Origin of the sequence: Kitasatospora sp. NPDC059327 (assembly GCF_042752535.1) — a bacterium.
Classification (GTDB): domain Bacteria; phylum Actinomycetota; class Actinomycetes; order Streptomycetales; family Streptomycetaceae; genus Kitasatospora.
On sequence record NZ_JBHYYB010000126.1, the window covers coordinates 1 to 22,731 of the forward strand.

Below are 22,731 nucleotides of genomic sequence, written 5' to 3' on the forward strand. Positions count from 1 at the left end.
GGCCCGGGCCCGGGCCCGGGCGCGGGGGACCGCCGTCCCGTTCCGGTCCCACCACGATCCCGCTGCCCGACGGTGCGTCGGGCAGCGGGATCGACCGGCGGGATCGGGCCGCTTTCACGGCCGGGTGCGTCGTTCGGTGCGCCGCCGGGCCACGGCCTCCCGGGTGGCGGTGGCCCGACGGGGTACGGCGAGGGTGAGACAGAGCAGCTCGGCGCCCAGCGGACCGGCCTCCAGGTGGAGCGGACTGCCCCGGCGGGCCAGCAGGAGGTCCCCGTCGACCGCCAGATGGTCGGGTTCACCGACGGCCTGACCCACGAGGAAGGAGCCGCGCAGCACGTGCAGGACGACCTCGGCCTCGGCCCGCCCCGGCAGCGTGTGGTGGGCGCCGGGGCTCAGCCGCAGATGGTCGAAGGACTCGCAGGCCGCGGCGAGCATGGACCGCCGGGCCAGGCAGCGCAGGCGGATCCGTTCGCCGTTCGGGCCGAGCAGGACGGTGGCGGAGCCTGCGGCGGTGGTGACGATCACCGTGACTCGCCTCCCTTCGGACAGTCGGGGTTCTGGGGCTTCTCGGTGTTGTCGGAGCTGTCGGAGCCTGCGCGGTTCGCGGGGTTCGCGGGGTTCGCGGGGTTCGCGGGGCCTTCGGAACGCTCGGGCCCCTCGGGCCCCTCGGCACGCCGGGGTCGCTCGGGCCCCTCGGGCTCCTCGGCACGCCGGGGTCGCTCGGGCCGCTCGGGGTCCGCCGCACCCGGACGGGCGTCGCGGCGGCCCCCGGGGCGGCCGTCCGTGCGCCCCCGGTCGTCGGACCGGCCGGCGGCCGCGGAGCCGGCCGGGTGCCCACCGACGGCGAGGACGGCCTGGAAGAACTCCAGCCCCGCCGTGCCGGCGGTGAGCACGGTCCGGGTACCGAGCGGCAGTGTCAGCGCGGTGCCCTCGACCAGCGGGATCCCGGTGTCGGGCAGCTCCCGCTCCTCGGCCTCCGGGCCGGTGGCCGTGCCCGAGCCGGCGGTGACGTAGAGGGCGTGCTCGACGCCTTCGGCGGCGACCTCGGTGCGGCGGCCCGGGTCTAGCCGGCGCAGTCCGACCACGCGCAGCGGCCCGGCCAGCACTCGGCTGGGGTCGACGGCGCCACGTCGGCGGAGGTCGGTGATGACGGTGCCCGTCATGGCGATGACTCCTTGTCCGGTCGGCGGCGGTCCGGTCCGGTCCGCCCTGCCATTCCACGGTGTGGCTCCCGCCGTCCCGGTCGCACGGGGACCGGGTCCCGTCCTGCTCCCGTCCGGCGCCCGGCCCGGTCCGGGGCTCACCCGGTCACCAGTCCGCGCACCGGGCGGCGGCAGTGCGGGACGGCGACCGGGCCCAGGCTCTCGGCGGCGGCCCGCAGCAGCGGGGCACCGACCGGGGTGAGCAGCCGACCACCCGCGCAGTACGGCCGGCCGAGGCCCGCGAGCAGGAGCAGGCCGGGCCCGTCGGCGAGGGCCGCGACGACGGCGTCGGCGAGCACCGCCGCGTCCGTACCGCCGGGCAGTCCGGTCGCCGAGCCGTTGCGGGCGACCAGTTCACGGTGTGCCCAGGCTCCGGCCGCGTCCAGCAGGCCGAACCGGACCGCGACGCGGGCGGCGAGCAGCAGGCCCAGGGCCTCGGCGTCGCCGGGTGGGAGCGGGTGTCCGGCGGCGCTTCGCACCGGCCCGGCGAGCCGCCGCCCGTACGCCAGCGCGAGGGCCGGACCGGTCTCGTAGGGGTCGAAGCAGACCAACGCGGCGCGGGCGTCCGCGCAGACGGCGAGGAACGCGGCGACGGCGCCCGCGGAGTACCGGGCCCCGGGGGCGAGGGCCCCGGCGAGTGCCTCGTACTGGGCCGGGCAGACGGCGAGGACGTGCCGGATCACGCCGATCAGGCCGGCCCGGGTCTCCGGGGCGGGCCGGTCGGCCAGCAGGTCGCTGCGGACCCAGACCAGCGCCGGTGCCGTCCGGGCCGGCAGCGCGCGGGCGTCGGGCGTCGGCCGGCGCAGCGCGAGTGCGGGCCCGACGGCGGCCGCCAGGGTGGTCGGCAGCCGCAGGTCGGCGGGGACGGCACAGGCCCGCTCGCCGCCGACGGCGACCACCACGGTCCGGCCGCCCGGGGCTCCCGGCGCGGACCGCAGGTCGAGGACGGTGCACGGCGCGGAGGCGGCGGCCACCGACCGGACCCGGGCGAGGTAGTCGGCGGGCCCCGCGCCGTCGGTCACGAGCAGCACCCGGTCCGCGTCCCACGCGGCCGTCCGCTCGGCGAGTTCCGCCCAGCAGCCGTCGCCGTCGCGGACCGCCAGCTGGACGTTCGCCGGCCCGGCCTGGATCCGACGGTCGAATGCGGTGGTGCTGCCCATCGCGGTCCACCTCCCACTCCGTCTCCGACCTCGACGATGGGCCGCCCGACGCCCCGGGCACCTGAGCCGCCCTGCCCCTCCCGGTCCGCCCCCCGCCCGGGACGGCGGCGGCCCCGCCGGTCCGGAGCCTCGGGCGGCTCCCGCGCCCGGCCCGCCGACGTACCGTGGAACGCGGAGGCCGCGCCATGCACGTCACCGGAGCCCACTTCACCGACCGCACCGACGCGGGCCGCCGGCTGGCCGCGCTGCTCGGCCACCTGGGCGGCCCCGGCACCGTCGTCGTCGCCCTGCCGCGCGGCGGGGTCCCGGTGGCCGCCGAGGTCGCGGCCGCGCTCGGCGCCCCGCTGGACATCTGCGTGATCCGCAAGCTCGGTGTGCCCCGCCAGCCCGAGCTGGGCATGGGCGCGATCGGCGAGGACGGCGTCCGGGTGCTCAACGACGAGGTGCTCCGGCTGGCCGGCGTCACCCCCGGGCAGCTCGCCGGGGTCGAGGTGCGCGAGCGCGCCGAGCTGGAGCGCCGCGCCCACCGCTACCGGGGCGGGCGCCCGCCCGCCGATCTGCGCGGACGCACCGTGGTCGTGGTGGACGACGGCATCGCCACCGGCTCGACGGCCCGAGCGGCCTGCCGGATCGTCCGGGCCCGGGGGGCGGCCCGGGTGGTGCTGGCCGTTCCGGTGGCGCCCGAGGACTGGACCGACCGCCTGGCCGGAGTCGCCGACGAACTGGTCTGCGTCCGCACGCCGACCCCGTTCTACGCGATCGGCGAGTTCTACGGCGACTTCTCGCAGACCGGCGACGAGGAGGTGCTGCGCCACCTCGCCGACGCCCGGGCCGAGGCCCCGCCGGAGGGCGCCGGGGTGGACCACGAGCTGATCCTGCCGGTCGCCGGCGTCCGGCTGGCGGGCCGGCTGACCGTCCCCGCGGACGCGGCGGGCGTGGTGCTGTTCGCCCACGGCAGCGGGAGCGGCCGGCACAGCCCCCGCAACCGGCGGGTGGCCGCGGCCCTCAACCGGGCGGGCCTGGCCACCCTGCTGTTCGACCTGCTCACGGCGGACGAGGAGCCGGACCGACGGAAGGTGTTCGACGTCGACCTGCTCGGGGCCCGGCTGACCGCCGTGGCCCGGCTGCTCCCGGAGCTGCCGCCGGGCCGGGAGCGGGGGCTCCCGCTCGGGCTGTTCGGTGCCAGCACGGGTGCGGCCGCCGCGCTCCGGACGGCCGCCGAGCTGGGCGGGGGCGTGCGGGCCGTGGTCTCCCGGGGCGGGCGGCCCGATCTCACCGATCCCGCCGACCTCGCCGAGGTCAGCGCGCCGACCCTGCTGATCGTCGGCGGTCTGGACGGCCGGGTGATCGACCTGAACCGGCAGGCGCGGGCCCGGCTGCGCTGCGAGAGTGAACTGGCGGTGGTGCCGCACGCGGGCCATCTCTTCGAGGAGCCGGGCACGCTGGACCGGGTCGCCGAGCTGGCCCGCGACTGGTTCCTGCGGTACCTGCCGGCCGGCTCACCGGACCCCGGCCGGGCACCGGCCCGCTGACCACCGCGCCCCCCGACCCCCGACCCCCGACCCCCGACCCCTGAACACGCGCCCCCGACCCCCGACCCGCCGGACAGGCCCGCCTTCCGGCCACCCGCGCGACCGACCCGCCAACCCCGCCGGACCGGCCCGGACCCGCCGGACAGAGCCCCCGCGAACCGCCCCGAACCGGCATGCATTTTGTGCAGCAGAACCCGCCATTTCCTGACCAGCTTGTACACATTGAACAGTGAAATCCCGACCTGTTGCCCAACCAGCCCGACAGGAGCAAGCTCTGCGCTCAGCCGCACCGCCCACCCCGCGGCGTGGCCGCCTCAAGCGGATGCCTCAATGCCGAGGCCTCAATGTGGAGGAACGACCGATGACCCCGCAGTCCCACGCCCTTGAGCTGACCCCCGAGGAACGCGAGGCCGGTCTCGACGCCGAGCAGCTCCGCCGCCTCGTCGGCCTGGTCGAGCACGACCCCGCCACGGACCCGTTCCCTGTCATCGCGCAGGACGCCATCGTGTTCGTGGTGGGCAACGCCACCCAGACGGCCCACTTCTACCAGGCCGTCTTCGGCATGGAGCTGGTCGCCTACTCCGGCCCGGAGACCGGCCGCCGCGACCGCAAGGCCTTCGTGCTGCGCTCCGGCTCCTGCCGCTTCGTGATCAAGGGCGGTGTCTCCCCCGAGAGCCCGCTGCTGGACCACCACCGCCGGCACGGCGACGGCGTCGTCGACCTGGCCCTGGAGGTGCCGGACGTCGACAAGTGCATCGCGCACGCCCGCGCCCAGGGCGCCACCGTGCTGGAGGAGCCGAACGACGTCTCCGACGAGAACGGCACCGTGCGCCGCGCCGCCATCGCCACCTACGGCGAGACCCGGCACACCCTGATCGACCGCTCCCGCTACCACGGCCCCTACCTGCCGGGCTTCGTGGCCGCCCAGACCCGGGTGAGCCGCGCCGCCGGGCACCCGAAGCGGCTGTTCCAGGCGCTGGACCACGCGGTGGGCAACGTCGAGCTCGGCCGGATGGACGAGTGGGTCGGGTTCTACAACCGCGTCATGGGCTTCGTGAACATGGCCGAGTTCGTCGGCGACGACATCGCCACCGAGTACTCGGCGCTGATGTCCAAGGTCGTGGCCAGCGGCAACCACCGGGTGAAGTTCCCGCTCAACGAGCCGGCCATCGCCAAGAAGAAGTCCCAGATCGACGAGTACCTGGAGTTCTACGGCGGCCCGGGCTGCCAGCACCTGGCGCTCGCCACCAACGACATCCTCTCCACCGTCGACATCCTGCGCGCCAACGGCGTGGAGTTCCTCTCCACCCCCGACTCGTACTACGACGACCCGGAGCTGCGCGCCCGGATCGGCAACGTCCGGGTCGAGGTCGAGGAGCTGAAGAAGCGCGGCATCCTGGTCGACCGCGACGAGGACGGCTACCTGCTGCAGATCTTCACCAAGCCGCAGGGCGACCGGCCGACCGTGTTCTTCGAGTTCATCGAGCGGCATGGCTCGCTCGGCTTCGGGAAGGGCAACTTCAAGGCGCTCTTCGAATCCCTGGAGCGCGAGCAGGACCGCCGCGGCAACCTCTGATCAGCACCCCCGATCGGAGCACGAGCGGCGAACGGGCCAGTCGGCGAACGGGCCAGGAGGAGCAGGACGATGGCGTACTACCGGCAGCTGGGCAGCATCCCGCCCAAGCGGCACACCCAGCACCGCACCCCCGAAGGCGGGCTGTACTACGAGGAGTTGATGGGCGAGGAGGGGTTCTCCTCGGACTCCTCGCTGCTCTACCACCGGGGCATCCCCTCGGCCGTCGTGGACGCCGTGCCGTGGGAGCTGCCGGACCAGTCGACGGTGGCCAATCACCCCCTGCTCCCCCGGCACCTCAAGCTGCACGAGCTGTTCACGGGCGAGGAGTGGAAGTCCGCCGACGTCGTGGGCAGCCGCCGGCTCGTCCTCGGCAACGGCGACGTGCGGATCTCGTACGTCGCCGCCGGGGCCCCCAGCGAGCTGTACCGCAACGCTCTCGGTGACGAGTGCGTGTACGTGGAGGCGGGCACCGGCACGGTCGAGACGGTCTTCGGCACGCTGGAGGTCGGCCAGGGCGACTACGTGATCATCCCCCGGGCGACCACGCACCGCTGGGTGCCCACCGGCGACGAACCGCTGCGCGCCTACTGCGTCGAGGCGAACAGCCACATCTCCCCGGTGAAGCGCTACCTCTCCAAGTACGGCCAGCTGCTGGAGCACGCGCCGTACTGCGAGCGGGACCTGCGCGGCCCGGCCGGCCCGCTGCTCGTCGAGGGCACGGACGTCGACGTGCTGGTCAAGCACCGCGGCCCGAACGGCGTCGCGGGCACCCGGTACACCGTGCCGCACCACCCGTTCGACGTGGTCGGCTGGGACGGCTGCCTGTACCCCTACGTCCTCAACATCCGGGACTACGAGCCGATCACCGGCCGGATCCACCAGCCGCCGCCCGCGCACCAGGTGTTCGAGGGCAACGGCTTCGTGATCTGCAACTTCGTGCCCCGCAAGGTGGACTACCACCCGCTCTCGATCCCCGTCCCCTACTACCACTCCAACGTGGACAGCGACGAGGTCATGTTCTACTGCGGCGGGGACTACGCGGCCCGCAAGGGGTCGGGCATCGCGCAGGGCTCGATCTCGCTGCACCCGGGCGGCCACACCCACGGCCCGCAGCCGGGAGCGTACGAGCGCAGCATCGGCGCGGAGTTCTTCGACGAGCTCGCGGTGATGGTCGACACCTTCCGCCCGCTGGAGCTGGGCGAGGGCGGCCGGGCCGGCGAGGACGGCGGCTACGCGTGGACCTGGGCGGGCCGGGGGCCGGCCCGATGAGCGCGATCCCCGAACTCTTCCGGGACCTCTTCGACGACGCGGCCGTGTTCCCCCCGGGCGACCTGCCGCTCGCCGAGGCGGTGCCGGCCCACCGGGCCCACCGGCTCGCCTGGTACGCCACCGCGGTCGGTCCGCTCCTGTGCGGGGCGGGCCGGCTGGGCGAGTTGGCGGCCGTGCCGGATCCGGACCGGTCCGCCGGACCGCTGCGGGTCGGGCTCGTACTGCCGGGGGGCAGTGCGGAGCTCGGCCCGGCCCTCGCCGCCGCCGCGCCCTTCGAGGTGGCCGGCGTCGAACTCGCCACCCGGGACGCCGCCGAGGCGGTCGCCGCGCTCGACCTGCTGCTGCCGCCGGACGTCCCGGCCGCCGTCGAGCTGCCGCGCGAACTCCTGCGCGGCGACGGCCTGGACGAGGCCCTGGACATCCTGGTCGACAGCCCGTACCGGGCGAAGTTCCGCACCGGCGGGGTGGTGGCGGGCGCCTTCCCCGACGAGGCGGAGCTGGCCGGCTTCCTCACCGGCTGCGCGCGGCGCGGCCTGCCGTACAAGTGCACCGCCGGGCTGCACCACGCCGTCCGGCACACCGACCCGGCCACCGGCTTCGAGCACCACGGCTTCCTGAACGTCCTGCTGGCCGCCCGGGAGACCGACCGGACGGCCGCCGCCGAGGTGCTGGCCGAACGCTCGGGCGCCGTCCTGGCCAAGGCGGTCGAAGCCCTGACCGACCGTCAGGTTACGGTGATCAGGAACTCGTTCACCGCGTTCGGCACCTGCAGCATCGCCGAGCCCCTGGACGACCTGGCCGCGCTCGGCCTGCTGTCGCCCAGTCCCATGCCCCAGGAGGACCGTTGAGCACCCCCCGCAGCTGGCTCGCCAGCGCCCAGGACTCGCCGTTCGGCGTGCACAACCTGCCGTACGGCGTCTTCACCGCCGCCGACCGGCCGGGCCGGCGGCGGATCGGCGTACGCGTCGGGGAGTTCGTCCTCGACGCCGGAGCCGCCGCCCGCGCCGCCGGGGAGCCGTCCGTGCTGCTGGACGCCGAGAGCCTCAACCCGCTGCTGGGCGCGGGCCGGCCGGTCTGGACCGAGGTGCGCGCCGCGCTGACGCGCTGGCTGACCGACGAGTCCTACCGGGACGCGCTCTCGCCGCTGCTGCTGCCGGTGGCCGAGGTGGAGCCGCACCTGCCGTTCGAGGTCGCCGACTACGTCGACTTCTACGCCTCCGAGCACCACGCCACCAACCTGGGCCGGATCTTCCGCCCCGGTTCGGAGCCGCTCACCCCCAACTGGAAGCACCTGCCGATCGGTTACCACGGCCGGGCCGGCACGGTGGTGGTCTCGGGCACCGAGGTGGTCCGCCCGCACGGGCAGCGCAAGGCCCCGGCCGACCCGGCGCCGTCCTTCGGCCCGACCCGCCGGCTGGACATCGAGGCGGAGGTCGGCTTCGTGGTCGGCACGCCGTCCGCCCTCGGCACGCCCGTCACGCTGGACGACTTCCGCGAGCACGTGTTCGGCGTCTGCCTGGTCAACGACTGGTCCGCGCGGGACATCCAGGCCTGGGAGTACGTGCCGCTCGGCCCCTTCCTGGGCAAGTCCTTCACCACCTCGGTCTCGCCGTGGATCGTGCCGCTGGACGCCCTGGAGGAGGCCCGGGTCACGCCGCCGGCCCGGGACGTCGAGCCGCTGCCGTACCTGGACGACCGCGGCGGTGAGCCCTGGGGCCTGGACCTCGCGCTGGAGGTCCGGCTGAACGGGCACCGGATCTCCCGCCCGCCGTTCGCCTCGATGTACTGGACGGCGGCGCAGCAGCTCGCCCACCTGACGGCCAACGGCGCCTCGCTGCGCACCGGGGACCTCTTCGCCTCCGGCACCGTCAGCGGCCCCGAGCCGGAGACCCGCGGCGCCCTGATCGAACTGACCTGGAACGGCGAGCAGCCGCTCAAGCTCCCGGACGGCACCACCCGCACCTTCCTGGAGGACGGTGACGAGGTGGTCATCACCGCCACCGCGCCGGGCCGCAACGGCGCGGTGGTCGGCTTCGGCGAGGTGACCGGCCGGGTCGTGCCGTAGCGCCGACGCGGACCTCTCCGTCACGGAGGAGTCCGTCACGGAGAGGTCCGCCACGGAGGCGGCGCCGGGTGACCGGCGCCGCCTTCGGCCCGTTGCGACCAGCACCCGGGCACCCGCCACGACGGACCGGCGCCACGGGTACGGTGACGGAGGGATCTTCACGACGGCAGCGACGACGAACGGGAGCGGGCCCGATGAGCGCAGAGGTGCAGGCCTACCGGGACGGCGGTGTCGGGCGGATCGTGCTCGACCGGCCGAGGGCGATCAACTCCCTGACCCACGACATGATCACGGCCGTCCGGGCCGCGCTGGAGGGCTGGGCCGCGGACGACGCCGTGCGCGCCGTGGTGCTGACCGGCACCGGCGAGCGCGGCCTCTGCGCGGGGGCGGACATCCGGGCCCTGCACGACGACGCCAAGGCGGGCGGGGCCGGCGCCCGGGCGTTCTTCCGCGCCGAGTACCGGCTCAACGCGCTGATCGCCCGCTACCCCAAGCCCTACCTCGCGGTGATGGACGGCATCACCATGGGCGGCGGCGTCGGCCTCTCCGCCCACGGCAGCGTGCGGATCGTCACCGAGCGCTCCGTCGTGGCGATGCCGGAGACCAGGATCGGCCTCGTCCCGGACGTCGGCGGCAGCCGGCTGCTGGCCCGTGCCCCGGGCGAGTGCGGCACCCATCTCGGGCTCACCTCGGGCTCGATGGGCCCCGGCGACGCGCTGTTCTGCGGCTTCGCCGACCACTTCGTGCCCTCGGCGGAGATCCCCGGACTGCTCGACGCCCTGACCCGGGACACCGACCTCACCGCAGCCGGTGTCACCGCCGCCGTGGCCGAGCGCGCCACGGCCGCGCCGCCCGCCGCGCTGGCCGCCCAGCGGGAGTGGATCGACGCCTGCTACGCGGCCGACACCGTGGAGGAGATCGTCGAGCGGCTGTTCGCCCGCGGACTCCCGGAGGCCAAGGAGGCGGCCGAGCAGCTGCTCGGCAACGCGCCGACCGCCGTCAAGGTCACCCTGGCCGCGCTGCGCCGGGCCCGCGCCCTGCCCTCGCTGGAGGCGGTGCTCGACCAGGAGTACCGCGTCTCCTGCCACGCCCTGACCACACCGGACCTGGTCGAGGGCATCCGCGCCCAGGTGGTCGACAAGGACCGAAACCCGCGCTGGTCCCCGGCGGATCCGGCCCGCGTCACCGCGGCGGACGTCGAGCGGTTCTTCGCCCCGCGCGAGGGCGACGAGCTCGGCCTGGCCTGACCGGCGCGGTCCGCCCCGAGCCGGTGGCCGGCCACCGAGCGGTCCGACGTGCGCCCCCCGGCCACCGTCGGCACCACCCCGCGGACTCGTGACGACCGTCTCGCATGGCAAGACTGGCGCGGGACGGGGCACGTCGTAGATCGTGGGGTGGTCAGGGCGCACCCGGTGTGGTGCCGAGCAGCGGAATGGGAGTCAACGGCGATGACCGAGACCTACGAGACGATCCTGGTCGAGCGCAAGGGGCGGGTCGGGCTGATCACGCTCAACCGGCCGAAGGCGCTGAACGCGCTCAACACGCGGCTGATGAACGAGGTCGTCGCGGCCGCCACCGCCTTCGACCGCGACCCGGAGATCGGCGCCCTGGTGATCACCGGCTCGGAGAAGGCCTTCGCGGCCGGCGCCGACATCAAGGAGATGCAGGGCAACCGGTTCCCCGACGTCTACCTGGACGACTGGCTGGGCCCGTGGGACCGGCTCGGCGAGCTGCGCAAGCCGGTGGTGGCGGCGGTGGCCGGCTTCGCCCTCGGCGGGGGCTGCGAGTTGGCGATGCTCTGTGACATCCTGCTGGCCGCCGACACCGCGAAGTTCGGGCAGCCGGAGATCAAGCTCGGGGTCATCCCCGGGATCGGCGGCTCGCAGCGGCTGACCCGCGCCGTCGGCAAGGCCAAGGCGATGGACCTCTGTCTCACCGGCCGCATGATGGGCGCCGAGGAGGCCGAACGGGCCGGCCTGGTCTCCCGGATCGTCCCCGCCGACGAGCTGCTCACCGAGGCACTGGCCACCGCCGAGACGGTGGCGCGGATGTCCACCCCCGCCGCCGTCATGCTCAAGGAGAGCGTCAACCGGGCGTTCGAGACCACCCTCGCCGAGGGCGTCCGCTTCGAACGCCGGCTCTTCCACGCCACCTTCGCCACCGCCGACCAGAAGGAAGGCATGGCCGCCTTCGCCGAGAAGCGACCGCCGGAGTTCACCCACCGCTGACCCGGCCCGGGCGGGGGCGCGGCCCACCGGCCGCACCCCACGCCCGTCGGTTCCGGACCTCCCGGCCGGCCGTCAGTCCTCCGCCACCGCAGTGGTGTTCAGCCTGGCGAGCCCGCTGCGGCTGGCGGCCACCACGATCCGGTCACCCGCCCCCAGGCGGCGGGTGCGGTCGGCGTAGTTCCAGGTGTACAGGTGCGGCCGCTCGGCGAGCCGGACGGCGAGCACCCGGACACCGCCCGGGTCCTCCAGGTCGTGCCGGTTCATGCCGACCAGCGCGCCGCCCTCCTCCGCCCGCAGCTCCGCGATCAGCAGCACGTGCCGGAACACCGACAGGGTGCCCAGCACCTCGCGCCCCATCAGGGCGGCCGCGAAGGCCGGCGCGGACAGGTAGGAGACCGAGCGGGACGCCGCGTTGTCCAGCGTCGCGTACACGTGCCGGGCGAAGTTGTCGTCGAACAGCCGGACCACCACCCGGACGTCCGGCTTGCCGGCCCGCGCCTCCAGGGCCGCCTCCAGATTGGTGGCGTCGTCCCCGCTGACCGCGACCACGGCGCGGCTGTGCTTCAGCCGGGCCCGGCGCAGCTGCTCCTCCAGCGGGCCGTCGTCGACCACCACCGGCACGCCCAGGGCCCGGACGGCGGAGATGCCGCGGGCCTGCGGGTCGCGCTCCAGACCGACCACCGGCACGCCCAGGCCGTGCAGTTGGGCGACGACCCGGGTGCCCAGGTTGCCCAGCCCGGCCACGATGACGTGGTCCCGGGTGCCGACGCCGGGGTTGCGGGGCTGGCCCCGGCGTCCGGAGCCGAGCACCTCGACCATGATCGCGGTGGCGACCGGGGCGAAGGTGATGCCGCAGAAGGTGATCACCACCTGGGCGACCCGCTGCCACGTCCCGCCGGTGCCCGTCCCGGCGGCCGCGTCGGCGTGCTGGTCGGGCTGGGCCGCGCCGGCCAGGTCGAGCAGCGAGACGTAGAGCGACCAGCCGAAGTCCCGGTTGAGGTACCAGAGCAGGCCGAAGGCCATCAGGACCGCCGCCAGCGCGGTGATCAGCACCAGCCGGAGCCGGGCGCTGGTGAAGTAGCGCAGGGTGTCGAGCAGCCGCCAGCGCAGCCGGCGCAGCCAGCCGATCCGGATCGGCGGCTCGCTCGGCAGTGCCTGCAGGGCGGCCACCCCGCCGGGCTCCCGCGCCGGCCGCTGCTCCGGGACGCGCCCGGCGGCCGGCTCCGGCTGCTGCTCCGGGCGGGCGGGCGGTTCCGGCTCCGACCCGGCCCGGCTCGACGGCTCCCGCCCCGCGGCCTCGGCGTCGCTGTCGCCGGCTCCGTCAGCCCCGGGGTCGCCGACGGGGTCACCGACGGGGCCGGCGGCCGGCGCGCCGCCGCGGATCCGGCGTACCGGACCGTCGTCGCCGAACGCCTGGGCCAGCCGGACGAAGGGCGCCGAGTCCCCCTCCTGCTCGGGCAGCAGCCGGATCCGGCTGAGGTCCTGCCGGTCGATCCGGTCGGCGACGACACAGATCCGGCTGGAGTCGATGTCCTCGTCGTAGGCGATGTGCAGGAAGCGGTCGCCGACCTGGACGGAGTTGGGCCGGGACAGCGCGGCCGCGGCGAAGGCGGGCGCGGCCGTGGCCGAGCCGGAGAGCGCGGTGCCGTTCCTCAGCAGCCGCTCGATGTTGTCGCCGAGCCGCTGGTTGAACATCCGCAGCACGATCCGGATACCGGGGTTGTGGTCCTGGGCGCTGAGCGCGGTGTGGATGTTCTCCTGGTCGCTGCCGTCGACCAGGGCGATCCCCCGCGCGGTCTCGACCCGGACGGCCCGCAGCGCCTCCTCGGTGACACTGCTGTACTCGACCACGGCGGCCACCCCGGGCAGCTGCTCGATCTGCGGCGCGTGGTCGCGGGTCCGGTCCGGGACCAGCACCACCACCGGCACTTCGTAGTGTTCGACGAGCTCGACGGCCAGCCGGTGGGCGAGTGCGTTGCCGCCGCACACGATGTAGTGCTGGCTGATCGGCTCGACCGGAGGGGTCCCCCACCCTTCAGAAGTCATATCGCCGGATCATATCGACGGCGAGTGATCGGGGGATGTCCTTCCGGTGTCCGAGAGGCCATCAGTTCCGTCCCCCGAACGGGCGAACCCGACAGGCGGCGGACGGTCCCCGGGACGATCGTCAGGAGTGTCCTCCGCCCGTCCCAAACCGCCAGGAGTACGCCACCGTGGTCTCCCCGATCATCACCCCCGACGGTTCCCCGGTCCAAGGCCCGCTCGGGCTGCTCGCCAAGGCCGCCTGGCAGGTGCTGCTGGTCGCCGGGCTGGTCTCGCTCGCCCTCGGGATCATCGTCTTCGCCTGGCCGAAGCAGACCCTGATGGTGGTGGGCGTGCTGTTCGGCCTCTACCTGCTGGTCATCGGCATCGTGCAGCTGGTCGCCGCCTTCGGCACCCACGCCACCACCGCGATGCGGGTACTGGCCTTCATCAGCGGCGCGATCTGCGTCCTGCTCGGCCTGCTCTGCTTCCGCAGCGCGGTGCAGTCGCTCCTGCTGCTGGCGATCTGGATCGGCATCGGCTGGCTGTTCCGGGGCATCACCCAGCTCGTCGCCGCCATCTCGGACGACGACATGCCCGCCCGCGGCTGGCAGGCCTTCGCCGGCGTGGCCAACACCGCGGCCGGTGTGCTGCTGATGGTCTGGCCGGTCGGCTCGATCACCGCCCTGACCGTCCTCGCCGGATGCTGGCTGCTGATCCTCGGCCTGATCGAGATCGTGACGGCCTTCCAGGTCCGCGGCCGGGCCAAGCAGATCCCGTCCGGCGTCTGAGGTCGCCGTTGCTCCGGCCCCGGCCACCGCCGGGGCGGCGAGGGGGCTACGGCCGGGGCCGCGACCAGGGGCCGCGACCAGGGGCTGCGACCGGGGGGCTACGGCCGGGGAGCGTAGCCGATCACGAACTCCGCCGTCCGCAGCCACCCGGGGGTCAGCCGGAGGCCGGTGAGCTCCTCGCCGAGGGCGAAGGCCGCGGTGGTGGTCCGGTCGATGTCCCGGTCCTCGGCCGTGCCGAGGTCGAAGCCGACCCCCGCCAGCAGCTCCGCCACCGCGTCCGCGTCACTGCCGTCCCGCTCCGCCGGGAAGAGCGGCTCGAAGTGCAGCCGGTTCCGCTGGCCCTCCTGCCAGTGGAAGTGGTCCACCGCGTTGACGTTGCGGAAGTGCGAGACCAGCCGGGTGCCCCCGGCCAGGCCGGGCAGCAGCTCCCAGAGGCTCCCGAGGTAGCCGTTGACCTCCAGCGCCACCGCCCAGCCGTCGAGTTCGGCGACCGCGAGGACCATCAGCTCCTCGTCCTCCCGCCCGTGGAGCGCCTCGTCCTCGTCGTCGCCGTCCTCGTACCGCTCCCAGGCGGCCAGGACCTGCTCGACACCGGTGACCCGCCGGCCGGGGGCGGCCCCGAACCGGCGGAGCAGCTCGCCGCCGGACGTCCCTTCGACCATGGTCAGGCAGTACGCCGCCAGGATCGGGGTGAACTCCTCGGTTTCGAGCCAGGCGTAGTCGCTCGCGTGTGCGGTCATGCCGGAGATCCTGCCACCCGCCTGCGACAACTCCCCTCCGCGACCGGGTCCGACGGCTCCCGCGCCCGGTGCCGGCGACCGGTCGGCTCCGGGCTGGTCGGCCCCGACCGGTCGGCTCCGGCCGGTCAGCCCCAGGCCGGCGCGTCCGTGCCCCAGCGACCCGGCGGGCGCGACCAGTCGGTGGGACCGCCCGCGTAGGCGAGCGGCGGCAGCGCGTGCCGCAGCCGGCCGTACGGGGAGTCCGTCTCGACCAACCACCGCCGCGGTTCGTACGGCTCCGCGAGCGCCGGGCCGGGGGCGGCGGGTGCGATGCCGTGCTGCAGCCAGGAGGCGGTGCCGGCCAGCGAGAAGCGCAGGTGGCGGCCGCCGGGGCGGCCGGTGCGCTGGTCGGTGAGGGCGCGCAGGACACCGGCGGCGATCAGGTAGCCCGTCCCGTGGTCGAGCGCCTGGGCGGGCAGCACACCGGGGTGGCCGTCGGCACCGGCCTCGGTGGCGGCGATGCCGACGCCGGCCTGGACCAGGCTGTCGAAGCCCCTGCGCCCGGCCCAGGGGCCGGTCCGGCCCCAGGCGCAGACCTGGGCGACCACCAGCGCGGGGCGGCGTTCGAGCAGGTCGGCGGGTGCCAGGCCGAAGGCGTCCAGGGCCCCGGGGCGGTAGCCGGAGACCACGACGTCGGCGGTGGCCAGCAGCTCCTCGAAGACCGCGCGGTCACCCGGGTCGGCGAGGTCCAGCCGGGTGGAGCGCTTGCCGAAGCCGGTGTCGGCGTGGGCGTCCTCGGCCTCGGGCAGCCGGGTCGGGTCGACCCGCAGCACATCGGCGCCGAGCAGGGCCAGGGAGCGGGTCGCGACGGGCCCGGCGATCACCCGGGTGAGGTCGAGGACGCGGACGCCCTCGGCGGGCAGGCCGGCGGGGCCCAGCGGACGGGCCGCGGCCGCGCCGACCACCCGGGTCTCGACCAGGGGGTGGATGGTGCCGGTCACCGGCGCGACCGCCACGGCGAGCGCCCCCGCCTCGTAGGCACGCTCCTGGATCCACTGGCCCGGGTGCTCGCGCAGCCTCCCGGCCAGCCGCTCGGGGCCGGTGTCGACGGGCAGTCCGAGGGCGGCGAGCAGCCGGGCCCGGTGGTGCGGGTAGTTGGCGTGGGTGCGGACCCACCCGTCGGCGCTCGGCCAGAAGCCGGAGAGCGGGGCGAAACTGACGGGAGTACGGCCGTCGATCCGCAGGTGGCGCTCGCTGACGAAGGCGGTGGCCACCGCACCCTGGTCGACCCGCACCTCCGGCACCGGGCCCCCGGCCCGCAGCGCGGACAGCTCCCCGGCGGCCAGCGAACAGGCGGCGACGGCGGCGCGGGCCAGCTGCCGGACCGGCAGCCGGGCGGGCAGGACGCCGTCGGGCCCGTGGAAGGAGACCCGGTCCAGCAGATCGGCCGGCCCGCCCAGGGCGGCCCAGGCGTGCGCGGTGGGGCCGTCGTGCGCGGTGGGGCCGCCCTGGCCGGTGGGGTCGCCCTGGCCGGTGGCGTCGTCGTGCGGGGCGGGCCGGGCGGCCTCGGGCGTCGGACTCTCTGTCATGTTCGCATTCTGCTCCCGTTCTCAGGCGGCCGCCGTGACGCCCGCCACCAGCATCAGCAGCACCGCGGAGACCACCGTCATCCGCCGGGCGGCCTGCGGGGTGGCGCCGAACCGGCCGCCGAGGCGACCACTGGCGTGCGCCACCAGGCCGTAGACGACCGCGCAGGCCAGCACGTTGAGCGAACCGAGGGCGAGCACCTGGCCGCCGACCGGCAGCGGGGCGGCCGGGTCGACGAACTGCGGCACCAGGGAGAGGTAGAGCAGCAGCCCCTTGGGATTGAGCAGGGCGGTGAGCATGCTCTGGCGCAGCACGGTGGCGGTGGGCTGCGGCGGGGCCTGGGCGAAGGCGGCGGCCCCGCCCCGACGCAGCGCGAGGAGCATGCCGCCGGCCAGGACCAGCAGGTAGCCGGCGCCGGTCAGGCGCAGCACGGGCAGGGCGGCGGGAACGGCCCGCACCACGGCGGCGAGGCCGGCGCTGGAGAGCAGGGTGTGCACGGCGTACCCGGCGCAGACGCCGGCGACGGCGACGAGCGCGGCGCGGCGGCCCTGGCCGAGGCCTCGGGCGGCGATGTAGAGCCAGTCGGGGCCGGGCGTGCAGACCAGGAGCAGATCGACCCCCAGGAAGAGGAGGAGGGCGTGCGTGTCCATGGGTGACCTGTCGTGTGCGTTCCGGCGTTCCGGTCACTGAAGGTAGCCGGATCGGCTCGGCACACGATGGCCACTTTCTGCCCTTCTATCGCGTGATTTGGCAGAATATTGCGCCATGGACCGTATTGACCGCAGAATTCTCCGGGAGCTCCAGCAGGAGGGCCGTCTCACCAACGCCGAACTGGCCGCCCGGGTGGACCTCACCCCCTCGCCGTGCCTGCGCCGGGTCCGGCAGCTGGAGCAGGACGGCGTGATCCTCGGGTACCGGGCGCTGCTGGACGGCGTCGCGGTGGGCCGCGGCTTCCAGCCCTTCGTGACGATCACCATGCGGCACGAGGACCGGGCGACGGTGGCCGAGTTCGAGCGCCGGGTCGCGGAGCTGCCGGAGGTGGTGGAGGCGCACCGGCTCTTCGGCGAACCGGACTACCTGCTGCGGATCGCGGTGGCGGACATCGCCGCCTACGAGCGGTTCATCACCGACGTACTCTCCGGGCTGCCGGGGATCGCGCAGGTGAACTCGCACCTGACGATGAAGCGGGTGAAGGCCGACTGCGGCATCCCGATCGGCGGGTAGCGCCGGCCGACGGGAAGGACGGACCGACGGGAAGCGCGCGCCGCGGGCCGGCGGGGCGGGACGGCCGCCCCGACCGGGGCGGGCCTCAGAACGTGAAGCGCAGCGACCGCACCCGGTGGTCGAAGCTGGACGGCACCAGGTCCGGCCCGCCCAGCGAGCGGGCCTCGGGCAGCCGGGTGAACAGCTCCCGGTAGAGCACCTTCATCTCCTGCCGGGCCAGGTGCGCGCCCAGGCAGTAGTGCGGCCCGCCGCCGCCGAAGCCGAGGTGGGGATTGGGGGTACGGGTGATGTCGAAGGCGTCCGGGTCGGTGAAGACGGTCTCGTCGCGGTTGGCGGAGCCGAAGAAGAGCACCACCTTCTCCCCCGCCCGCAGCAGGGTGCCCTCGGGGCCGCCCAGCCGGTGGTCGACGGCCAGGGTGCGGCGGAACTGGATGATCGGCGTCGAGTGACGGACGATCTCGTCCACCGCGCCGCCGAGGTGGCGGTCGAGGTCGCCGAGCAGCAGGGCGCGCTGCTCGGGGTGGGCGGTGAGCAGGTGCAGGCCGTGCGCCAGCGCGTTGCGGGTGGTCTCGACGCCGGCGACCAGCAGCAGGGAGAAGAAGGCGCCGAGCTCGCGCCCGGTCAGCCGGCGGCCGTCGACGTCGGCGGTGACCAGCGCGGAGATCAGGTCGTCGGTGGGCCGGCGGCGACGCTCGCGGCCGAGGTCGGCGACCATGCCCTGCATCCGGGCGAGCGCCCGCAGACCCCGTCCGGGCACCCGGATCCGGCTGCGCAGCGGGCGTGCCACCCCGGTGTGCTCGGAGGCGTGGTTGACCTGGTCGAGGATCGCGCGGCGGGGCTCCTCCGGGATCCCCATCATGTTGCAGATCACCTGGAAGGGGAGCTCGGCGGCCACCGAGGTGACGAAGTCCTCGGGTCGCTCCCGCTCCACCCGGTCGACCAGCCGGGCGGCGACCCGGCGGATGTCGTCCTCGACCCGGCTGATCAGGCGCGGGGTGAAGGCGCGGGAGACGATCCGGCGCAGCTGGGCGTGGCGGGGGTCGTCCAGGTTGACCATCGAGTCGCCGAACAGCAGCCGGACCCAGCGGGCGGGTTCGGGGGTGGTGACACCGGGACCGCTGAGGAACACCGCGGGGGTTCGGCTGGCCTCGACCACGTCGGCGTGCCGGACCAGGGCGTGGTAGCCCTTGGCGGGGGCCTTCGCCGGCCGCCCGGCCGCCCGCGCCTCGGACCGCTCGCCGACGAAGACCGGTCCCGGCAGTCGGCGCAGCTCGGCGAAGGCGGCGGCGCGGGCCGGTGCGGGCAGTTGCCAGAACCCGGGGTCGGCGAGGTCGACGGCCGGGGCGTCGGATGCGGCCACTGTGCCCATGCCGGGCCTCCTGTCCTGTCGGTGCCCACATTTAGTCAGCACCGACAGGCGGGGTGTCAAACCACAACTACCATGCGATTTCCTGATATTCAGACTCGTGCGTGCGAGCTGATGTCGGCGCCGAACTCCTCGATCATCGCCGGGGTGACGGTCGGCCGGGCCTGGGCGATCGCCGCGAGGTAGTCGGTCGTGCTCGCGCCCTCGGCGGCCTCCCGCCCGGCGGCGACGGTCCCGGCGGGGCCCGTCCCGGCGGGGCCCGCGGCGCCCGGGTCCGCAGCGCCGAGGTCCGCAGCGCCGAGGTCCGCACCGGCGAGGTCCCGTTCGAAGGCCGCCTGGGCGGCCACCCGGGCGACGTGCTCGATGTCCGCCGGGGTGAACAGCTCGCTCGCGCCCACCAGCGCGTCCAGGTCCACGTCCTCCCGGCCGGCCGCGTACCGGGACCAGATGGCGGAGCGGGCGGCCGCGTCCGGAGTGCCGATCGGGATCAGGTAGTCGAAGCGCCCCGGGCGCAGGAACGCCGGGTCCAGCGAGCGGATCGAGTTGGTGGCACAGACCAGCAGCCGTTCCTCACCCTCCCGGAAGCCCGGGATGAGTTTGAGCAGCTCGTTGGTGACGCCGTGCATTCCGCCCTGGACGGCCTCGGTGCGCAGCGGCGCGATCTCCTCCACCTCGTCGATGAAGACCAGGGCCCGCTCCAACTGGCCGATCCGGGCGAAGGCGTCGCGCAGCGCGGCCGCCAGGTTGCCCTCGTCGGCCAGCCGGGACGGCAGCAGTTCGACGAACGGCCAGCCCAGCCGGGAGGCGATCGCCCGGGCGAAGGTGGTCTTGCCGGTCCCGGGCGGCCCGAACAGCGCGATCGCGCGCGGCGGGCGCACGCCGTGCCGGGCGGCCCGCTCGGGTTCGGCGAGCGGTGCCACCACCCGGCGCTCGATCAGGTTCTTCTCGGTCTCCATCCCGGCCACCTTGGCCCAGAGGTCGCCGGGCAGCAGGCGTCCGCCCAGCTCCTCCAGCAGACCGCTCGCCGCACCCGCCCGCGGCTCGTCCTTCTCGAAGTAGGCGGCCGCCGGGCGGCGGGTGTAGCCGGCGTTGCGCAGGCCCTCGCCGAGCAGCTCCTCCTCGGGCAGCACATAGGCGATCCGGCGCACCCGGCAGGCCACCAGCCGGCGCTCCAGCTCGCGCAGCAGCGAGCTGGCCAACCCCCGGCCGCGCCAGGCCGGTGCGATCGCGATCCGCATCACCCAGGCGCGCTCGCCCGCCACACTGGCGAGCGCGGCGCCGATCGGCACCCCCTGGTGCACGGCGACCACGGCCGGCTGGCGGGAGGTCAGCGCGCTGATGCACTCCGCCAAGGAGAACACCGACTCCTGGCCCAGCTCCGCCGTGGTGTCGATCAGGTGAACCACTGCCGCGAGATCGTCCTCGCGATAGTCGTGAATCAGCCAGCGCATCGGCCCCGCCTCTCCGTACTCACCGGCCCCGTGCCGTCGTCCGACCGGCGGCGCAGCGCCGCGCGGTGCCCGAACGGTACGGGTGGGCCGGGGCGGCGGTCCCGCGCCGGAACGGACAAACCGGCTCCGGGCACCCGTACGAACCGCCTCTACCGGAGGGCCCGCCCGCGCCGGTGCCGACCGCGCCCCGGCCGGGGGCCGACGGCACCCGTGCGCGGCGTGCCCCGGGCGGGTCGCGGTCGGGTCGCGGGCGGGTCGCGGTCGGGCCCGCCGGGCGGACGACCGGGCGGGGCACCGGCCCGACGTGCCCGTCCGGGCAGCCCGGACCGCACGGCCGGGCATGCTCTCACGGGGGCGGAACCGGCCAATACCCGAGGGGGCGGTACAGCCCGGCGAGGGCGAATGCGACGATGAGTGCCATCGTGATGACCGACCGGATCCGCGCCCTGCGCGCCGTGGTCTTCGCCGCGCTCTGCGTGGCGCTGGCCGCCGCGGCGCACGTCGCCATGGCCGGTGCCGGGGTCTCCCCGCCCGTCCTGGTGGGTGCCTTCGGTCTCACGCTCGGCTTCGGCTGGCTGCTCGCCGGCAAGCGGCGCGGGCTCGGTCCGATCAGCGTCTGGATGGTCGCCGCGCAGAGCGCGCTGCACCTGACGTTCGAACAGGCCGGGGCGTTGGGCGCCGATCGCGGCGGAGGCGGCCCGCTCGCCACCGCGGACTGGACCGGTCTGCTGCTCTGCAATCCGGACCGGGCGCCCGTCGGGCTCTCACCGGCCGACCTGGCCCGGATGGCCGGGATCGACCCCGACGTCCCGCCCGGCGCGGGCGTCCGCGCCCCGACCGGGGCGCACCACCTCGGCGCGGCCACCGGCGCGGGCCCGTCCGGCGACGCGGCGGCCGCCGGCCTGCCGACGGCGTCCGGCCTGCCGGGATCATCCGGGATGCCCGGGATGCCCGGCCACGACATGGCGGCCCACTCGATGTCGGTCGGGATGATCACCGCGCACGTGCTCGCCGCGCTCGCCTGCGCGCTGCTGCTCTGGCGCGGTGAGGCGGCGCTGGCCCGGCTGTTCGAGCTGCTCGGCGCACTGGGCGCCGTGCTGACGGGCGTCCTGCTGCTCCCGTTGCTGGCCCTGTTCGCCCGGCCGCGCGGGTTCCGGCCGCCGGTCCCGCCCCGGCCCGCCGCCCACCGGGCCCGGCCGCCCCGGCTGGTGCTGCTCTCGCACGCCCTCGTCCGGCGCGGCCCGCCGTCCTTCGCCCCCGCCCGCTGACGCGCCCGCCGCCCGACGCCGTTCCGGTGTCCGCGCCGCGGTGGGCAGGTCGCCCCGTGCCGCCGCCGAACGGCCGCGCCGCCGGGGCCCGGGTCCGCATGCCTCGCCGCCCCCTGCCGGGACACGGCGAGAGGTGCGCGTCCCCCCGATGCCGAGCGCGCCGCCCGCAGCGGCCGCCGCTCCCCCGCACTCCCCTCAGGACCTCTCCATGCCTGACTTCGACGGCGCACCGGCCTCGCCCGGCGCCACCGTCCTACCGCTCCGGCGCCGACCCGCCGTCCCCCTGCCCGGGACCGCCCGTCGCGCCGAGCCCGTCCGCCGCCGCGCCACCCGCACCCGCCGGGTCGGCACCCACCCGGTCAGCACCGGCGCCGTACCCGCCGAGGTTCGCCAACAGGGCGGCCGACCAGTCCGCCGAGGGGCCGGCCGCGCCGGCCTCGACCACCCGGTCGCGCAGCCGTTCCGCCCGCTCCCCCCACGCGCGACAGGCCGCACAGCGCGCGAGGTGCTTGTCCAGCCGCCGGTCCGGCAGACCGGTCGGCTCACCGTCGAGACGGGCGGACAGAGCGGTACGGAAGTGGGCGCATCTCATACGACCATCGTCGCGCACCGGGCCCGGTACCGGACCGTCCGGGTGGGGAGCCGTCGTGGATGACGAGCAGCTGACCGCCCTGGCCCTCACCGCCCGCGCGGGCCGGCCGGCCGATGTCGAGGCCTTCGTCCGGGCCACCCAGCGCGACGTCTGGCGGTTCGTCGCCCATCTGACCGATGTGCAGTCCGCCGACGACCTCGCCCAGGAGACCTTCCTGCGCGCGCTGCGGAGCCTGCCCGGCTTCGCCGGCCGTTCCTCCGCCCGGACCTGGCTGCTGTCGATCGCCCGGCGAACCGTCATCGACCGGTACCGCACGGCCGCCGCGCGCCCGCGCTGCGCCGCGCTGCCCGACTGGCAGGAGGCCGCCGAACGGCAGCACACCCCGCCCGCCGCCGGGTTCGAGGACGGTGTCGCGCTCGGCGACCTGCTCGACCGGGTACCCGCGCAGCGCCGCGAGGCCTTCGTGCTCACCCAGGTGGTCGGCCTGAGCTACGCCGAGGCCGCCGAGGTGGCCGGCTGCCCGATCGGCACCGTCCGGTCCCGGGTGGCCCGCGCCCGGGAGGAGCTGATAGCCCGGCTGCGGGCCGCCGAGACCGGCGACCCGGCCGCCACGGGGACGGGCGCCGCCTTGGCCGCCGCCTGCTGAGCCCGCCGTGCTCCCGCGCTCACGCGGGAGCAC

Annotated in this window: 21 protein-coding genes; 11 read left to right on the forward strand and 10 right to left on the reverse strand. The window is 75.5% G+C overall.

Annotated features, from left to right (window positions below):
• Positions 1-114 precede the first annotated feature (114 nt).
• From ACFXHB_RS39795 to ACFXHB_RS39805, 3 genes are all read right to left on the reverse strand, one after another.
• On the reverse strand, positions 115-525 hold the full coding sequence (locus tag ACFXHB_RS39795; RefSeq protein ID WP_380581178.1) for a hypothetical protein: 411 nt from the start codon (positions 523-525) through the stop codon (positions 115-117).
• Positions 522-1,163: a hypothetical protein gene (locus ACFXHB_RS39800; RefSeq protein WP_380581180.1), complete on the reverse strand. Its 642-nt coding sequence runs from the start codon at positions 1,161-1,163 to the stop codon at positions 522-524. Before ACFXHB_RS39800 ends, ACFXHB_RS39795 begins: the two co-directional genes overlap by 4 nt.
• 137 nt (positions 1,164-1,300) lie before the next feature.
• Positions 1,301-2,362: a hypothetical protein gene (locus ACFXHB_RS39805; RefSeq protein ID WP_380581182.1), complete on the reverse strand. Its 1,062-nt coding sequence runs from the start codon at positions 2,360-2,362 to the stop codon at positions 1,301-1,303.
• A 185-nt stretch (positions 2,363-2,547) separates the two neighbouring features.
• On the opposite strand from ACFXHB_RS39805, the gene ACFXHB_RS39810 reads away from it, so the two are divergent.
• The 7 genes from ACFXHB_RS39810 to ACFXHB_RS39840 all read left to right on the forward strand — a co-directional run bounded on the left by ACFXHB_RS39810 (position 2,548) and on the right by ACFXHB_RS39840 (position 11,032).
• Complete coding sequence (locus ACFXHB_RS39810; protein WP_380581184.1) at positions 2,548-3,894, forward strand: phosphoribosyltransferase family protein; 1,347 nt, start codon at positions 2,548-2,550, stop codon at positions 3,892-3,894.
• 361 nt (positions 3,895-4,255) lie between these two features.
• Positions 4,256-5,470, forward strand: coding sequence for a 4-hydroxyphenylpyruvate dioxygenase (gene hppD, locus ACFXHB_RS39815; RefSeq protein WP_380581186.1), 1,215 nt, complete (start codon positions 4,256-4,258; stop codon positions 5,468-5,470).
• A 69-nt stretch (positions 5,471-5,539) separates the two neighbouring features.
• On the forward strand, positions 5,540-6,739 hold the full coding sequence (locus tag ACFXHB_RS39820; RefSeq protein ID WP_380581188.1) for a homogentisate 1,2-dioxygenase: 1,200 nt from the start codon (positions 5,540-5,542) through the stop codon (positions 6,737-6,739).
• A complete protein-coding gene (locus ACFXHB_RS39825; protein WP_380581190.1) occupies positions 6,736-7,587 on the forward strand; it encodes a hypothetical protein in 852 nt (283 codons plus the stop codon). Before ACFXHB_RS39820 ends, ACFXHB_RS39825 begins: the two co-directional genes overlap by 4 nt.
• The gene (fahA, locus tag ACFXHB_RS39830) at positions 7,584-8,804 is read left to right on the forward strand and encodes a fumarylacetoacetase (RefSeq protein ID WP_380581192.1); all 1,221 of its coding nucleotides are present in this window, start codon (positions 7,584-7,586) and stop codon (positions 8,802-8,804) included. Before ACFXHB_RS39825 ends, fahA begins: the two co-directional genes overlap by 4 nt.
• Before the next feature lie 194 nt (positions 8,805-8,998).
• Positions 8,999-10,051 carry an enoyl-CoA hydratase/isomerase family protein gene (locus tag ACFXHB_RS39835; RefSeq protein ID WP_380581194.1) on the forward strand — a complete coding sequence of 351 codons (1,053 nt, stop codon included), beginning with the start codon at positions 8,999-9,001 and terminating at the stop codon, positions 10,049-10,051.
• Between the two features lie 201 nt (positions 10,052-10,252).
• Entirely contained in the window at positions 10,253-11,032 is a 780-nt protein-coding gene (locus ACFXHB_RS39840; protein WP_380581196.1) for an enoyl-CoA hydratase, read from the forward strand.
• A gap of 72 nt (positions 11,033-11,104) precedes the next feature.
• Here ACFXHB_RS39840 and ACFXHB_RS39845 read toward each other — a convergent pair whose 3' ends face one another.
• Positions 11,105-13,078, reverse strand: a complete 1,974-nt coding sequence (locus tag ACFXHB_RS39845) for an NAD-binding protein (RefSeq protein ID WP_380581198.1) — start codon at positions 13,076-13,078, stop codon at positions 11,105-11,107.
• A 167-nt stretch (positions 13,079-13,245) separates the two neighbouring features.
• On the opposite strand from ACFXHB_RS39845, the gene ACFXHB_RS39850 reads away from it, so the two are divergent.
• On the forward strand, positions 13,246-13,845 hold the full coding sequence (locus tag ACFXHB_RS39850) for an HdeD family acid-resistance protein (RefSeq protein WP_380581200.1): 600 nt from the start codon (positions 13,246-13,248) through the stop codon (positions 13,843-13,845).
• Between the two features lie 98 nt (positions 13,846-13,943).
• On the opposite strand, the gene ACFXHB_RS39855 is transcribed toward ACFXHB_RS39850, so the two are convergent.
• The 3 genes from ACFXHB_RS39855 to ACFXHB_RS39865 all read right to left on the reverse strand — a co-directional run bounded on the left by ACFXHB_RS39855 (position 13,944) and on the right by ACFXHB_RS39865 (position 16,801).
• On the reverse strand, positions 13,944-14,585 hold the full coding sequence (locus tag ACFXHB_RS39855; RefSeq protein ID WP_380581202.1) for a DUF6461 domain-containing protein: 642 nt from the start codon (positions 14,583-14,585) through the stop codon (positions 13,944-13,946).
• 125 nt (positions 14,586-14,710) lie between these two features.
• A complete protein-coding gene (locus tag ACFXHB_RS39860) occupies positions 14,711-16,153 on the reverse strand; it encodes a CoA transferase (RefSeq protein WP_380581204.1) in 1,443 nt (480 codons plus the stop codon).
• A 21-nt stretch (positions 16,154-16,174) separates the two neighbouring features.
• Complete coding sequence (locus ACFXHB_RS39865; RefSeq protein WP_380581206.1) at positions 16,175-16,801, reverse strand: LysE family translocator; 627 nt, start codon at positions 16,799-16,801, stop codon at positions 16,175-16,177.
• Positions 16,802-16,916: 115 nt separating this feature from the next.
• On the opposite strand from ACFXHB_RS39865, the gene ACFXHB_RS39870 reads away from it, so the two are divergent.
• Positions 16,917-17,375: an Lrp/AsnC family transcriptional regulator gene (locus ACFXHB_RS39870; RefSeq protein WP_380581208.1), complete on the forward strand. Its 459-nt coding sequence runs from the start codon at positions 16,917-16,919 to the stop codon at positions 17,373-17,375.
• 85 nt (positions 17,376-17,460) lie between these two features.
• Here ACFXHB_RS39870 and ACFXHB_RS39875 read toward each other — a convergent pair whose 3' ends face one another.
• Complete coding sequence (locus ACFXHB_RS39875; protein ID WP_380581210.1) at positions 17,461-18,744, reverse strand: cytochrome P450; 1,284 nt, start codon at positions 18,742-18,744, stop codon at positions 17,461-17,463.
• An 89-nt stretch (positions 18,745-18,833) separates the two neighbouring features.
• Positions 18,834-20,192 carry an ATP-binding protein gene (locus ACFXHB_RS39880; protein WP_380581212.1) on the reverse strand — a complete coding sequence of 453 codons (1,359 nt, stop codon included), beginning with the start codon at positions 20,190-20,192 and terminating at the stop codon, positions 18,834-18,836.
• 410 nt (positions 20,193-20,602) lie between these two features.
• On the opposite strand from ACFXHB_RS39880, the gene ACFXHB_RS39885 reads away from it, so the two are divergent.
• Complete coding sequence (locus ACFXHB_RS39885) at positions 20,603-21,460, forward strand: hypothetical protein (protein WP_380581214.1); 858 nt, start codon at positions 20,603-20,605, stop codon at positions 21,458-21,460.
• A gap of 253 nt (positions 21,461-21,713) precedes the next feature.
• Here ACFXHB_RS39885 and ACFXHB_RS39890 read toward each other — a convergent pair whose 3' ends face one another.
• Positions 21,714-22,052 (reverse strand): zf-HC2 domain-containing protein, encoded by a 339-nt coding sequence (locus ACFXHB_RS39890; protein WP_380581216.1) that lies wholly within the window; start codon positions 22,050-22,052, stop codon positions 21,714-21,716.
• A 55-nt stretch (positions 22,053-22,107) separates the two neighbouring features.
• On the opposite strand from ACFXHB_RS39890, the gene ACFXHB_RS39895 reads away from it, so the two are divergent.
• Positions 22,108-22,698: a sigma-70 family RNA polymerase sigma factor gene (locus tag ACFXHB_RS39895; RefSeq protein ID WP_380581218.1), complete on the forward strand. Its 591-nt coding sequence runs from the start codon at positions 22,108-22,110 to the stop codon at positions 22,696-22,698.
• Positions 22,699-22,731: the final 33 nt, after the last annotated feature.

What these genes read in the sequence shown, in the direction of transcription:
- ACFXHB_RS39800 (WP_380581180.1), bottom strand. Translation starts at nt 1,163, where the DNA reads ATGACGGGCACCGTCATCACCGACCTCCGCCGACGTGGCGCCGTCGAC.
- ACFXHB_RS39805 (WP_380581182.1), bottom strand. Translation starts at nt 2,362, where the DNA reads ATGGGCAGCACCACCGCATTCGACCGTCGGATCCAGGCCGGGCCGGCG.
- ACFXHB_RS39810 (WP_380581184.1), top strand. Translation starts at nt 2,548, where the DNA reads ATGCACGTCACCGGAGCCCACTTCACCGACCGCACCGACGCGGGCCGC.
- hppD (WP_380581186.1), top strand. Translation starts at nt 4,256, where the DNA reads ATGACCCCGCAGTCCCACGCCCTTGAGCTGACCCCCGAGGAACGCGAG.
- ACFXHB_RS39820 (WP_380581188.1), top strand. Translation starts at nt 5,540, where the DNA reads ATGGCGTACTACCGGCAGCTGGGCAGCATCCCGCCCAAGCGGCACACC.
- ACFXHB_RS39825 (WP_380581190.1), top strand. Translation starts at nt 6,736, where the DNA reads ATGAGCGCGATCCCCGAACTCTTCCGGGACCTCTTCGACGACGCGGCC.
- ACFXHB_RS39835 (WP_380581194.1), top strand. Translation starts at nt 8,999, where the DNA reads ATGAGCGCAGAGGTGCAGGCCTACCGGGACGGCGGTGTCGGGCGGATC.
- ACFXHB_RS39840 (WP_380581196.1), top strand. Translation starts at nt 10,253, where the DNA reads ATGACCGAGACCTACGAGACGATCCTGGTCGAGCGCAAGGGGCGGGTC.
- ACFXHB_RS39845 (WP_380581198.1), bottom strand. Translation starts at nt 13,078, where the DNA reads ATGACTTCTGAAGGGTGGGGGACCCCTCCGGTCGAGCCGATCAGCCAG.
- ACFXHB_RS39855 (WP_380581202.1), bottom strand. Translation starts at nt 14,585, where the DNA reads ATGACCGCACACGCGAGCGACTACGCCTGGCTCGAAACCGAGGAGTTC.
- ACFXHB_RS39860 (WP_380581204.1), bottom strand. Translation starts at nt 16,153, where the DNA reads ATGACAGAGAGTCCGACGCCCGAGGCCGCCCGGCCCGCCCCGCACGAC.
- ACFXHB_RS39865 (WP_380581206.1), bottom strand. Translation starts at nt 16,801, where the DNA reads ATGGACACGCACGCCCTCCTCCTCTTCCTGGGGGTCGATCTGCTCCTG.
- ACFXHB_RS39870 (WP_380581208.1), top strand. Translation starts at nt 16,917, where the DNA reads ATGGACCGTATTGACCGCAGAATTCTCCGGGAGCTCCAGCAGGAGGGC.
- ACFXHB_RS39875 (WP_380581210.1), bottom strand. Translation starts at nt 18,744, where the DNA reads ATGGGCACAGTGGCCGCATCCGACGCCCCGGCCGTCGACCTCGCCGAC.
- ACFXHB_RS39880 (WP_380581212.1), bottom strand. Translation starts at nt 20,192, where the DNA reads ATGCGCTGGCTGATTCACGACTATCGCGAGGACGATCTCGCGGCAGTG.
- ACFXHB_RS39885 (WP_380581214.1), top strand. Translation starts at nt 20,603, where the DNA reads ATGAGTGCCATCGTGATGACCGACCGGATCCGCGCCCTGCGCGCCGTG.
- ACFXHB_RS39890 (WP_380581216.1), bottom strand. Translation starts at nt 22,052, where the DNA reads ATGAGATGCGCCCACTTCCGTACCGCTCTGTCCGCCCGTCTCGACGGT.